Below are 13973 nucleotides of genomic sequence, written 5' to 3' on the forward strand. Positions count from 1 at the left end.
CCGTCTTGCCTATAAATCTTAAAGCTATATCCACTACGTATACCTTACGAAGGCTTACAGCGCCTTATCGTTCACACCGTCAAGCCATGCCTCAATATCTCCAATTACGGAGGAAACACAACCGTCCTCAAATGGTGAGTTCAATCCAGCCAGTTCAACCAATCCTGTGAAGGACAAGCTTCCTCCCGCTTTGCACAATGTCAGGTAATCGGCCCATGCGGACTTCATATCTTCGTTGCTGCGTTTCCAGAACTGGAATGCACAGATCTGTGCCAACGTATAGTCAATGTAATAGAACGGCGATGAGAAAATGTGACCCTGCTTATGCCAGAAACCACCATGCTCCAGATAAGCATTATCTTTGTAATTGATGTGTGGCAGATAGGTCTTCTCAATGTTGCGCCATGCCTGCTTACGCTCCGTTGGTGTCGCATCCGGATTCGCATATACAAAATGCTGGAATTCATCCACAGCTACACCATACGGAATGAACAACAGACCGGAAGACAGGTGGTCAAACTTGTATTTGTCCGTATCTTCCTTGAAGAACAATTGCATCCAAGGCCATGTGAAGAACTCCATACTCATGGAATGAATCTCAGCCGATTCATATGTCGGCCAGTTGTATTCAGGCACTGCAAAATCACGGCTCTCATACACCTGGAAAGCATGACCTGCTTCATGTGTCAATACATCGATATCACCGGATGTACCATTGAAGTTGGAGAAGATAAACGGCACCTTGTAATCGTTCAGGAACGTACAATATCCGCCGCCTTGTTTACCTTTTTTGCTGACCAGATCCATAAGTTCGTTGTCGGTCATCATCTGGAAAAATGCATCCGTCTCTGGCGATAATTCAGCGTACATTTTTTTACCATTCTCAATAATCCATTCCGCATCACCCTTAGGTGTCGGGTTACCTGTCTTGAAGCTGAAGCCCTGATCGTAATAATACAGTGTATCCACATCAATCCGATTACGCTGGCGCTCTCTGAGCTTGGTCGCTACAGGTACAATATAATCGCGAACTTGTGCCCGGAAGTTGGCTACCATCTCTGCGTTATAATCCGTACGGTTCATGCGATCATAGCCGAGTTCCACATAGCTTGGATATCCAAGTTTCTTCGCAATCTGTGTACGTACTTTAACCAGTTCATCGTAAATACGATCGAATTCAGCCTCATGCTCAGCCATGAACGTGTATCTGGCTTCCGAAGCACGCTCCCGCATGGAGCGATCCGTGGACAGTTCAAATGGATGAAGCTGTGGCAACGTGCGCTCTTCACCTTCGAAAGGAATTTTGGCTGATGCGATCAACTGATTGTATTCTGTGGAAAGTTTGTTCTCCTTCTGGAGTTCTTCAATGATTTCCGGGCTGAATGTTTTCAATGAAAGATCCGCCAGTTGGAACAGCTGTGAACCCCATTTTTGCTCCAATTCATTGCGGAATTTCGAATTAACCAGTGCACGGTAAAAATCCGTAATATATTCCTGCACAATGGGTGCATTTTCATCCAGAAATTCGTTCTCCGCTTTGTAAAACTCATCATTGGTGTCAATGGAATGACGGATGTAGACCAGTTGGGCTTGCGTCTCAAAGTCACTGCGCAGCGCATTAATCTGATCCATGAATCCACTCTGTTCCTCAACCGTTGTCGAAGCTTCAAAACCGCTCAACAGCTCACGGAAAGATGTCTTGATGTGTTCCAGATTCGGACGTGTATACGTATACTCACTAAATTTCATTTATGTACACCCTTTCCTGTTTGGCAGAATCTCGAGAGTATCCCGAGTTAAACTAACCCCTATTATACAAAAGAGCAGCTAAAAAATCCCATCTTTACGAAAAATATTTGTCCATCGGTCAAATTTGTACAACATTGTTGACTACATATATTACGTGCTAATGTAAGGTCATTTCTTCAAAAAACTTTCAAACACAAATAAGCCCGCCTCGCATTAGCGAAGCCAGCTTATAGGTTGTCTCTCTTCTTTTCACATTTAAAAAATACTAGCTTTGGTCTTTATCCATAATCTGATAGAACCAGCCCATTCCGACCATGCCCACGACCATAATAACGGCCATAATAATGATATATGTCATGAATGTAACCTCCCTGCTTCCGTATATTCATCACACTACTACTAGTGTACACGGTGAAACACCGTTTGAATTGTCCGAACATTGACAAAAATACGAAATCTTCAATTTTAACATATTGATTATTTCCCATAGGGCACTAAATCATACGTACCTCACTGCAGGGTTCAAAGTTTCATCCGCCATGTTTACGGTGTATACTATACTTCTATGAAATGGAATTTGGATTTTTACGCAGAAAGGTTGAAAGACATGTCGACTCGCATCCCCTTACGTCAGCTAACGCTTACTGTTCTACTAGTCCTTATGTTATCTATTTTATCCGCCTGTGCGGATGGAGAAGCCCATCTAACGGTGAATATGGATGGATCAACGGATCTGGATCTCAATCTCAACGTAAAGAACTCCGCTCTTGGAAAGATTGGACAAGACAATCTCATGCCTCTGATCGCAGGTGCATTGAATCGAAATAACTTCCAGGCAGAGGTTACCGAACAGGGAGATCAGAAGCAACTCACAGCGACTACCCATTATGAAAAAAGCAATACAACCAGCTTTGATACGTCCAAGTTACCACAAGGGATCAAAGTTGAACAATCAACTTCTCCCGGCTTCTTCACTTCCAAGATGCACATTACAGCAGAAGCCGACCTCATGGAATCCATGCCGGATGGTGAGATCAAAAATCAGATTAACAAGGTGCCTGGCTTTCTGAAGAACCTCTTGTTAAAAGATGTTAACTTTGACTTCAAGTTGTCTTTGCCCATCAAGGCAGCCGATTCCAATGCGGATCAGGTGGAGGATGGCGGAAAAACGCTCATTTGGCACGTTTCCCCCCTCCAGATGAATAAACTGGATCTGACTGTACAGGTCCCCAACATTCGGAACATCATCATCGTTGCAGTCATTGGCCTATTACTCATCGTCGCTCTGCTCATTTGGTTTTTGGTTCGTCGCAAACGGGCCAGACAGAGACTTAGTGCAGGATCACATCGCGGAAAAAATTAATTCCTTCACACCAATTTTATTTGTGACTTGCCAAACGGTGTTATGGATAGTAGAATACATCCGTACTGTGTGAACGGTTAATTTTTAATTAAGCAAAGCTAAAGAGGTGACAGGTTTCATGAATATCCGCGAATGCCCACTACCTGGTATTGGAGTTAAGTACCAGTTTGATACAAAGGGCGGCCAGCAGTTAGTCATCATTGTACATGAGGACGGACGCCGTGAATTATTCTCCGTTGATCCACAAGACAACGAAGAACTCACTCTGATTGCAGATTTGGAAGATGACGAATGCGTAACCCTCTCCGGGTTAATCGGAGGCTGGTCATAAATGACAGAATAACCTGTACCTTGAATTCAAGGCACAGGTTATTTTCTGTTACGTTACCCTTTGAGAGCGAATATATGGGACCCATGTATTTAATACGCGGCTGATTTCCGTGGAATGGAACGGTTTGCTAATAAAATCCTGCATCCCGCATTTCAAGCACTCCTCGCGGTCACTCGCACCTGCAAAAGCAGTTATCGCTGCAATAACCGGTATTTCTGGATGGCTCTGTCTGATTCGACAGGTCGCTTCAATCCCATCCATAACGGGCATTTGAATATCCATGAACACCAGGTCATATTGAACCTTGTTCAATGAATCAACGGCCTGTGCCCCGTTCTCAACGATATCACATACTCCGCCAAACTTGCGCAGCATCTCCTCCAACAGGTGGCTGTTGACCGCTTGATCTTCAGCAATCAATATTTTGAGGTCATGAGCAAGACTGGCTCGATCCAATTGCAGTTCTTCATTCTCAGTAATTTCGATCGGGTCACTACTTTCTTCTTGCCAGCGCTCCACTACGAGGGTGAACTGGAACTCTGCTCCCTCACCGATCTCACTCTGTACGCCAATCGCTCCACCCATTAATTCCACCAGTTTCTTGCTGATCGCAAGCCCCAGTCCTGTCCCGCCAAACTTGCGATTGATGGCCGGATCAAGCTGTGAGAAGGATTGGAACAACTGATGCTGCTTTTCTGTTGGAATACCGATCCCTGTATCTCTTACTTTAAAGGTCAACATCAGATTGTCCCGACCATGCTCATCTGAAAAATCAGCACCAACGCTCACCTGAATACGACCCTGCTCTGTGAATTTAACAGCGTTACCCACCAGATTAATCAAAATCTGCCGGATTCGTGTCTCATCCCCTCGAATTCGCTCAGGAATGCGATCCGACACTTCACAAAAGAGCTCAATATTTTTCTCTGAGGCCTTCAGCGCAAACAGTTCAATCACTCCACCCAGCATTGCCTTAATATCTACAGGTGCGTGCTCAAGATCCATTTTGCCTGCTTCGATTTTGCTGAAATCCAGGATTTCATTCAAAATGTACAATAGGGATTCGCCGCTATCTATCATGATTTCTGCAAAGCCTTTCTGTTCATCATCCAGCTCGGTTTCCATTAATAGGTGGGCCATGCCCATAATGCCATTCAACGGTGTTCGTAGCTCATGACTCATGATAGCGAGAAATTCGGACTTCGCTCGGTCTGCATGCTCTGCTGCTTCCTTGGCACGTATGATGTCCTTCACAGATGTCATATCACGGAAAACCAAAACTGCCCCGCGGGTTCTACCCTGATCCATGATTGGCTTCAATTGAAACTCCGCCAGGAAACTGGACCCATCCTGTCTCCAAAAAACGGATTCGGTACGCGGCAGACCTCGTCCCTCACGAACAGCCTGTAGAATTGGTGTATCCTTGGATGGGTAAGGGATACCTTCGCTCTGCATCTGAATCATCATCTGTTCAAGGGGTTTGCCGTTCATTTCACTTGGACAGAAGTTCATGATCTCCGCAGCGGCCGGATTAGCAAAGTTCAGATTCCCTTCCAGGTCCAGTCCAATCACACCTTCAGATATGCCATTCAAAATCAATGCGCGTTCATAACTAAGATTCTCGATTTCCTCGACATAACGTTTGGACTCTGTAATGTCACTGGTAATCCCATAGACACCTACAACTTTATCCTCAAGTATAATAGGAACATTAATCACATTGGTTTCAATTCGCTGTCCATTTTTGTGAATCAAGCCTATCTCATAGCTCTGTGCCGTGCCCTTCACCGTTTCCTCAAAATGATATCGTGTCTTCTCCAGATCCAAAGGATCAATGAGGTGATCAAAAGGTCGGCTCAGCAGCTCCTCCTTGCTGTGTCCCGTCAATTGTTCCTGACCCACATTGGCTTTCAGCAGATTGCCTTCCAGATCAAGAGAAGCCACTCCCAGGGGATTACAGTCAAATAATGATCTGTACTCCTGCATGCTTAACTGTTGTTGCTGGCTGGCTGTGATATCCCGGGTTACAGCAACGAGTTCTAACAATTCACCTGCACTGTCATAGACATAATGTGTAATGGTATCTGCCCACACCGTAGATCCGTCCTTATGTTGCAGACGATAACTGAGCCGTTTGGGAGCCAGACCCCTTCTCTGCTCTTCCATATACGCTTCAACCAAAGGCACATCCTCCGGACAGATGACGAATGTTCCCGGCTTACCTATCACTTCTTCCAACTCATAGCCGAGCATGCTCTTGCATGCATTCGAAACATATTTAAATGTACGACTGGAATCAACATCATGTATTGCAATCAGGTCCAGTGAAGACTCTGCCAGCAGCCGCGAGATGCGACTGCTCTCTTCCAATTGCTTACGTTGCACAATAAGGATTTCCTCTGCATCTTTTTGTTTTGTAATATCAGCAGCTTGTACGAGCAGATACAAAGGTTCACCACTCGTTTCATCCCGTACGATGCAAGCTCTAATGGTTGCCCATAATAACGAACCGTCCTTGCGTTTCAGGCGAACCTCCGTCTCGTACATCTCACTTGTTTTATGGGTCATTTCCCAGAACTTGCTGCGGAATTCCTCCATGTGCAGATCTTCTTCGTAGATCATATGTACGACCGCAGTATCGAGCAGTTCTTCTTCACTATATGCAAGCATCTCGCAAAATGCAGGATTAAGCTGCAACCACTTTCCATTTACATGCGATGCGACAGCAATGCCGATTGGTGCGTGCGTATACAATTGTTCGAACAGAGATCGGTTCTCTGTAATGGATTTCGACATTACATGTCCTCCTTTATGAGAATCTGAATGTATTCCGTATGAATAGATCCACCTGAACATAACTTCATCTATAGAGTACTACCCCAAATGCCATGATTTATAAACGAGATCAGACAAAATGTCCTTATGAAATGCATTTTTGAGCTTGGATGCCGGGGACATTCAATATGTACATACCAATTCGAACACATCGCGTCATATACTACACAATACCCGTGCTCTACTGATAATACAATGTTGAATATTCAAACAGGAATGGAGGTTATGGATTATGATCATTGTGGCAAATCAACCCGCCCAGCTGAACCGCTCGGAATGGTCTGATTTTGAATGGTATTGGTTGCAGCAACTTCAGATTCGTCCAACGAGATATGTTTACCAATCCATGGATCATCTTCAATTTGAATGGGACTTGAGAGGCTCGCTCGTGAATGCAGCAGAAGGACTGGATCGAAGCGGGGTGAATTTTGCATCCTTTGAAAAATCCAGATGTAATCCTGCCTTCTGGAATCGGAATGCAGAGGGTGGATTCGAGCTTAAACCGAACGTAACACCCGCTGACGGCATCCGGGATATTTGGAGGAATGGTCACTTGTATGCCTTTGAATGTGCAACAGCTACTGTCATTGTGCTGTATGGTGGCGTGCTGGGAAGCATTCGTGAAGATGCTTTTAATTCGCTGTTTCGAAATCTGCTGCTCTTTGACTGGCATTATGACAGCGACCTGCGATTGATCGAAAAAAATGGTAGTGAAACCGCGCTTCCAGGAGATGTACTGTATTTCAAAAATCCGGATGTTTCTCCCGAAACCCCCGAATGGCAGGGAGAGAATACGATTATGCTGCGCGAGGACTGGTATTATGGCCACGGGATTGGCATTGCAAGCGGCGGAGAAATAATACGTACCCTGAATCAGTTCCGCGTTCCAGGTAGCCGGGTCTCCGCTTACTTAATGGATATGGTTATTTATCCGGACTTCTTTTATTTATCTCGATTCGCCAAGAACAACCCGAATAATGTTGCCGCTGCTTCTACACCTGTATTACCCGGACAGTTATATGTACGTCTTGGGGGCAGTCGTTATTTACGCAGCTGACTACTGGACGGAGCTAACTTGCGCTTTAAACTGACTTAGATCTGCATCCGAATGATGAGAAACAAGCCCAGTGAAAGCAGCAGTTAACCTGCCATCTCATTGGGCTTTCCTCATATCGATAAGAAATTACTCGATTCATACCTGCTTAGCTCTATATTACAAGCATGGTCACTTCCGACAGTTTAGGCAATCTACGCATGGGGGTCCAGTTGCACGACAACCTGTTTACCACTTACCTGAACACCCGTCGTTTTACTACCGAATTCAGCCAGCGATTTGCTCAGTTGCTCTGCCCATTCCTTTCCAGCAGCTCCCTCTTTGGCTCCATGCACCTGGATGACGAGTTTTACCGAATCACCCTTCTTCAGGATGCGTTCCGCCTGAGACTGCTTGGTATCCCGGTCATGATCCTCCATTGCAAGGTTCAAACGAATTTCTTTTACTTTACGTTTATCAGGGGATTTACTCGCTTTTTTCTTCGCCTGCTGCGCTTCCGCTTTGGCTGCTCCTGCACCGATCAGCTTGCATGGCGGCGGACTGGTCATCAAGGACAAGCACACCAGATCTACTTTATGCTGCTTCGCAAGTAGAAGGGCTTCCTTTGTGGGCATCACGCCCAGATCTTCACCATTCAATCCGGTAAGCTGTACTTCGGCTGCTTTGATTTTTTCATTTTTGATCATGATTCTTCCTCCTCCACATCAAAAGCCTGTCCTGATCATGTACCGATCAGAGCAGGCTAGGATGTCGTTGCTATTATTTGTAATACCTATCAGCATATGAATACGCCAATCTGTCCGATTTATAGCGTGTTGAATGCTTCCGTCAGAACCGGTACAATCTGTGATTTGCGTGATACTACGCCTTTCAAGAGCGCTTTGCTATCAGACAGTGTCACATTGTAGGCTTTCTCCACAGCTTTGGTAGATGCGCCATATGCCAGAGCTACAGAATCGTTGTTCAGAATGTCTGTTACGACAAATACGAACAGGTCGAGACCTTTGCTGGAAATGATCGCTTCAATGGCTGCTTCAAGCTCAGGTTGCTTCACGAGAACATCATTCACATCTACAGCGTTAACCTGTGCAATTTCCACTTTGGCTTGACCCATTACGAATTCTTTGGCATCCAGGGAAATCAGCTCAGCAATTGTTTTTTGGCTCAGATCCGCGCCGGCTTTCAGCATGTCCAGACCATAGCTGTCTGCATCTACGCCAGCAATGGCAGCCAGTTCACGCGCAGCGGCTACATCCTGCTCTGTGCAAGTCGGGGATTTGAACAACAAGGAATCAGAAATGATTGCAGACAGCATCAGACCAGCAATCGGCGCACTCACTTCGATGCCGTTTTCTTTGTACATTTTATTCAAAATAGTTGCAGTACAACCTACAGGTTCTGCACGGAAATACAGAGGTCCGCTTGTCTCAAAGTTAGCAATACGGTGGTGGTCGATAACTTCCACGACAGTCACTTCCTCAATATCGCTTATGCTTTGCTGACGCTCGTTGTGGTCAACCAGAATAACCTTGTTTACTTCATTTGCAGCTGTTTTAATCAGGCGCGGTGCCTCAATTTTGAAATGATCCAGTGCAAACTGGGTTTCACCATTGACTTCGCCGAGACGAACAGCTTCAACGTCCTGACCCAATTTTGTTTTGAGATCCGCATAGGCGATTGCCGAACAGATCGTATCCGTGTCGGGATTTTTGTGACCGAAGATTAACGCTTTTTCCATATTTATAGCCCTCCGTCAATTCTCATTTATATAAGTTTAACCAAAGAATGTTTACACTTGCCACTCCGATGACAGAATAACCTTCCGATCGCTGTTATCCCCAGATTTTTTGATTCCCTTTTTAAAGGTAAAATCCGGTGATAAGCATACGCTTCCGATGCAGCTTTCTTTCAGAAAGCTTTTAGGCGAACGCTCCGCTTCTCCAGCTTTTTTCTGTCCTCTCCGTTCTCGTGTAAAACGTTTAGTTGAACTTATATAGAATAATACATGTCATATTTTAATCATACCCTACTGATTATAGCGCTTATAAGGCTTAATTCCAATCCCGTTACAGCGAATTAATTGCAAATCATTCTCAGGTAAGTCATCTTAGAAAAAAATAATATCCTCTCTGTAATTCTAATTTACAGAGGTCTTGGCCACATTAGCAATCAGGTGTTTCTCCAATTTCTCCCCTTCACACAAGGCCTGTACCAGCGCTCTGCCTGAATCCGGTGTCATTTGACCATACCAGTCACCCTGTGGATACACAATCGACACGCATGCGTTGTCACACTGACCATTACATTTGGTACGAGTCGTATGGATGAATCCTCCCGCCTGCTGTTTAACAATCTCGTCCCGTACCGCCTGAGTTACTTCTTCCCCATCGTTACGCATGCATGTTCCACCATTACAGAGTAATATGTGATGTTGCAGTTGATCCAGATTATAGATAGCCAAACTTGGTTCATTCCCCTCAAGTCGATATGATATGTATCCTATTTATTCCATAGTACAACCTTATAAATTAGCATATGAATTCCTGATACGCAACGAAAATATTAAATCTCGGGCTCTTCCACGCTCTGCCCTTGCCGTACAAAAAAGGTCTGTAGACTGCCATCCTCGCTAATCTCCAGCAGGTTCAATTGTGCTCCATAGGCACAGCCACCATCAATGCCAATTTTGTCTCCACTCGGGTCAAACCAAATGCCTGACTCATCATGCAAATGCTTCACGGGTGTGTGTCCAAATACGACCGTCTCTCTAATCGTCGTTGGTCTGGAATAGAATGATTCCCGAATCCAAATGAAGTCCCGCTCGGACTGGTTTCTCCAATCTTCGATATCCGGGTTGATCCCGGCATGCACAAAAATATAACCCGGTATCTCGTACACCAGCGGAAGCTGATCGAGAAACCGAAGATGATGTTCATAATGTGTACGTATCCACTGTTTAGCTTCAGCATAAGCTTCCCAATCGATCTGTTGCTCATCATATGTAAGCTCCAGATCCAGATAACTCGCCATCGTGTTTAATCCACCATTACGAATCCAATGCTGATCATATTGCTCAACATCCTGGGTCAGCGCCTTGACCATCATGGCATCGTGATTGCCTTTAATCACTATAATATTGTGCCGTTGCTGAAGCTGCATAATCTGTTCGATGACCTGTTTGCTGTTTGGACCGCGATCCACATAATCACCCAGCAAAATCAACTCATCTTGCAAAGGATTATAATCTGCAAGCTTAAGCAATGCATTCATTTCATCGTAACAGCCATGAATATCACTAATGACACATCTGCGCATATGAATCTCTCCCCTCTCCCTGATCAAGCAAGAGTATAACCGGAACCTTGCAAGAGCAAAATTCCGGTCTGTTCAGAGTAGTTATTCCCGCTTGCTGATTATTAGTCCTGCTTGAGTCCAAAGGCTTCTGCAATCAAGCCGAATGAGCGTAGACGTGCTTCGAACGAATGGATCGCTGACGCGATAATGACTTCATCCGCTTCATGACGTTCAGCCATAGCGGTAATTTTGTCTCTCACCTGATCCGGTGTACCCACGATGGAAAAAGAACGACGTTGACGGATCTGTTCCATCTCCATCGCTGTGAATGGGTAGTTGTTCACCGTCTCCAGGGATGGGAAGGAACTCTGTTCAAGTCCCCGTCCGAGTCGCAGGAAGAATAGTTCATTGCTGCGAGCCAGTTCAGCCGCTTCTTCCTCTGTCTCTGCACAGAACGCCGAGACAGCAATCATGGAATGGGGTTTGTCATTCAGGATGGACGGCTTGAAATGTCTACGGTAATGTTTCATTGCTTCTTCGCCGCCTGGTGTTCCGAAGAATTGGGCAAACGCATACGACGTCCCATGCGCAGCTGCAATCCTCGCACCTTCGGAGCTGGAACCCAGCAACCACACTTCGGGTACCGTTGGAACCGATGGTCCGGCTACCAGAGACGCAAACCGATGATCCTCAGGCAATTGCTCATGGAAGTATCCGCCCAGATCCGCAATCTGCTGTGGGAAGAATTGTACATTCGATGATTTGCCTTCGTTCAGCGCTCTGCTGGCAATCGGCATTCCGCCTGGTGCTCTGCCAATTCCAAGGTCAATCCGCCCCGGATGCAACGCTTCCAACAGACGGAAATTCTCTGCAACCTTATAGGCACTATAATGAGGTAACATGACGCCACCGGAACCTACCCGAATGTGATCCGTATGTGCAGCCACGTGTGCAATCATCACTTCAGGACTGGAGAAAGACAGTGCACCACTACCGTGATGCTCCGACATCCAGAAGCGGGAATATCCCAATTGATCCGCATGTTGCGCGAGTTTCACCGTTTCCTGCAGCGTATCCTGCACACTACGGCCTTCATTGATATGTCCATGTTCAAGTACACTCAGTTTCATATATATTCAATCCTCTCATCTGTTAGGTTCTTAATTTCTGTGAATATGAGTTCTTGCGGATGTTACACGCTATTGCTCACTTCATTCTTGCTTGTTCCATTGTAACATTAATTATTACAGTTTCAAACTTTAGTTATCCTCTTTTATTACCACACTTGTGCAAGAAACATGCAAAAAACGCCACCAGTTTTGAACTGGTGACGTTTGGATGTAGCGTTGAGATCTAATCTCTTTCAGAAAAACTCAGTTATGGCGCACGTTTCGGTAACAACTTCACATACTCGTCAGACAGTTTCATCAGGCTGAGCACATGTTCATAGTCGGCACGATAGGGTTCCAAATCCGTTATCGGCTCATACGTTTTGAGTGAGTAGGCTGTTCCATCATCAAACCCTGCACCCGGAATAAACATGATGTCATTGTTGACGAATGACCCCGTCGGCAAGTAATACCGTATACCGAAGGCATTATGATCCATGTTGAGCAGATCATGTCCGAAGGCAGTGAACTTCTCGTCCTGGAGCGAAACACCCATCAGATTCATGATTGTTGGCAACATATCCAGCTGACCGCCAGGCTGCTCAATCACTTGCCCTTTGCTCTGTTTCGGTGTGTGAATCATTAACGGAATGTTGAATCGACTTACTTTACCGTCATAAGGGACACCGAGATTAGCCTGAATCTGTTGTGTAATCTCTTCGTCAGCAGGCAGACCGAAGTGGTCTCCGTAAAGCACTAGGGTTGTGTTATCCCATAATCCGTTGGCCTTCAACTCATTAATGAGTTGACCAATGGCATAGTCCGTATAGTTAATCGACTGCAGATAGTCGTGAAGCAGTTTGTTCGTGATCGTCGCTGGAATCGTGATTCGTGCACGATCGGCGGGAACCGTAAACGGCGAGTGGCTTGATGCCGTAATGAACTGAGCATAGAATGGCTGGTTTGCAGCCTGATGCGCAGTCATTTTTTCCACACCTACACGGTACAACTCTTCATCCGATGGTCCAAAGTCATTAAATCTGTCATTCTCGAAGCTAGGCTTGTCGAAGTAACGAGTGAATCCGAGGGCCGGATACATCTTGTTCCGGTTCCAGAAGGTAACGTCATTGACATGGTACGTCTCGGACTCATATCCCTCTTTTCCCAATAACTTGGGAAGACTCGGTAATTCGCGGTCACTATACCCTGCCGACATGGGAACAACGCCGGTTGGATAGATAGACGTGTTCGACATAAACTCAGCGTCTGATGTGTTTCCCTGTCCGATCTGTTGGAAGAAATGAGAGAAATAATAGCTTTCTTTTGCCAGATCATTCAATACCGGCGTTAATTCCTGACCGTCCAAAGAAGCATTAATCGGAAAATTCTGAAAGGACTCCAGTTGCAGTACAATCAGATTACTGCCTTTGGCCTGACCAAAATATTTGGCCTTCACGGCTGAGCCGTCACTCGGTTTATCCTGATATGGATACTTGCTAACCAAGTCATTGATCTTGGCAATCGTTTCGTTAATGTTGCCATTCGCAATGGCCTCATTCTCTTTGCTTGTCATAATGGCAGATGAGACCTGGTAGTTCAGAAAACCGAGATTTTCGGCGCGAACCAGTTCGTTATCAATCGTTTCACCTTTGACAATAAAACTGCCAGACAACACGATGCAGAATGCAGCGGTAAGCGCAACACCGAGTTTTCCCCAGTAACGTCTGCGAACTCTGCCGAACGTCAGACCGCTATCGCGGTAACTGCTGCGGTTACGCCCACCTGCACGTCTGCGCATAATCAACCATATTGGCAGTGCCAATACGATGTCTGCAAAAAACAGAAAGTGCTCCGGTCGTACCAGAGGTCCGATACTGCCCCGCACTTGCGCAACCTGACCTAACTCACTTAACACGGTATATGTGGGTACCGAACTGAAATGAACGTTATACAGCGTTGCCGCGAACAGAAGCAGAGAAAACAAAATATTGAATCCCCCATAAACGGTCCGCTTCCAGCCTTTGGGCACAATCAGATCCAGTATGCATACCAACGTTAATGCTCCTAATGCGTCAGTCAACAGACCGATGCCGGACAGACCCTGGAAAAAGAAATACCTCAACAGTGACAGCTTCAACAACATAAGAATGAATAACACGGCGAATAAAGTCCGTGATGAAGTTCGTTCATTTTTGGAATTATACATGGTCGCTTTCAACCCTTACCCTGAAATTTTAC

Annotated in this window: 11 protein-coding genes; 3 read left to right on the top strand and 8 right to left on the bottom strand. The window is 45.6% G+C overall.

The genetic code is table 11. The features are described from left to right. Positions 1-54: 54 nt before the first annotated feature. Positions 55-1749, bottom strand: a complete 1695-nt coding sequence (locus MKY73_RS17240) for a M3 family oligoendopeptidase (protein WP_339302786.1) — start codon at positions 1747-1749, stop codon at positions 55-57. Between the two features lie 607 nt (positions 1750-2356). Here MKY73_RS17240 and MKY73_RS17245 point away from each other — a divergent pair. Both MKY73_RS17245 and MKY73_RS17250 read left to right on the top strand, forming a co-directional pair. Continuing rightward, positions 2357-3112, top strand: coding sequence for a hypothetical protein (locus MKY73_RS17245; protein ID WP_339302787.1), 756 nt, complete (start codon positions 2357-2359; stop codon positions 3110-3112). A gap of 118 nt (positions 3113-3230) precedes the next feature. Further along, positions 3231-3443: a hypothetical protein gene (locus MKY73_RS17250; protein WP_076249592.1), complete on the top strand. Its 213-nt coding sequence runs from the start codon at positions 3231-3233 to the stop codon at positions 3441-3443. A 48-nt stretch (positions 3444-3491) separates the two neighbouring features. On the opposite strand, the gene MKY73_RS17255 is transcribed toward MKY73_RS17250, so the two are convergent. After that, positions 3492-6239, bottom strand: coding sequence for a PAS domain S-box protein (locus MKY73_RS17255; protein WP_339302788.1), 2748 nt, complete (start codon positions 6237-6239; stop codon positions 3492-3494). Positions 6240-6510: 271 nt separating this feature from the next. On the opposite strand from MKY73_RS17255, the gene MKY73_RS17260 reads away from it, so the two are divergent. Beyond that, entirely contained in the window at positions 6511-7335 is an 825-nt protein-coding gene (locus MKY73_RS17260; RefSeq protein WP_339302789.1) for a protein-glutamine gamma-glutamyltransferase, read from the top strand. Between the two features lie 191 nt (positions 7336-7526). Here the strand turns inward: MKY73_RS17260 and infC are convergent, their stop codons facing one another. From infC to MKY73_RS17290, 6 genes are all read right to left on the bottom strand, one after another. Then, entirely contained in the window at positions 7527-8018 is a 492-nt protein-coding gene (gene infC, locus MKY73_RS17265) for a translation initiation factor IF-3 (RefSeq protein WP_339242008.1), read from the bottom strand. A 119-nt stretch (positions 8019-8137) separates the two neighbouring features. Beyond that, the gene (locus tag MKY73_RS17270; protein ID WP_339302790.1) at positions 8138-9070 is read right to left on the bottom strand and encodes a manganese-dependent inorganic pyrophosphatase; all 933 of its coding nucleotides are present in this window, start codon (positions 9068-9070) and stop codon (positions 8138-8140) included. A gap of 399 nt (positions 9071-9469) precedes the next feature. After that, positions 9470-9793 (bottom strand): (2Fe-2S) ferredoxin domain-containing protein, encoded by a 324-nt coding sequence (locus MKY73_RS17275; RefSeq protein ID WP_339302791.1) that lies wholly within the window; start codon positions 9791-9793, stop codon positions 9470-9472. A 101-nt stretch (positions 9794-9894) separates the two neighbouring features. Continuing rightward, complete coding sequence (locus MKY73_RS17280; RefSeq protein WP_339302792.1) at positions 9895-10647, bottom strand: metallophosphoesterase family protein; 753 nt, start codon at positions 10645-10647, stop codon at positions 9895-9897. 101 nt (positions 10648-10748) lie between these two features. Continuing rightward, positions 10749-11756 carry an LLM class flavin-dependent oxidoreductase gene (locus tag MKY73_RS17285; protein WP_339302793.1) on the bottom strand — a complete coding sequence of 336 codons (1008 nt, stop codon included), beginning with the start codon at positions 11754-11756 and terminating at the stop codon, positions 10749-10751. A 247-nt stretch (positions 11757-12003) separates the two neighbouring features. Next, positions 12004-13941: an LTA synthase family protein gene (locus tag MKY73_RS17290; RefSeq protein WP_339302794.1), complete on the bottom strand. Its 1938-nt coding sequence runs from the start codon at positions 13939-13941 to the stop codon at positions 12004-12006. Between the last annotated feature and the right edge of the window lie 32 nt (positions 13942-13973).

It is taken from the genome of Paenibacillus sp. FSL R5-0519, assembly GCF_037974275.1.
Classification (GTDB): domain Bacteria; phylum Bacillota; class Bacilli; order Paenibacillales; family Paenibacillaceae; genus Paenibacillus.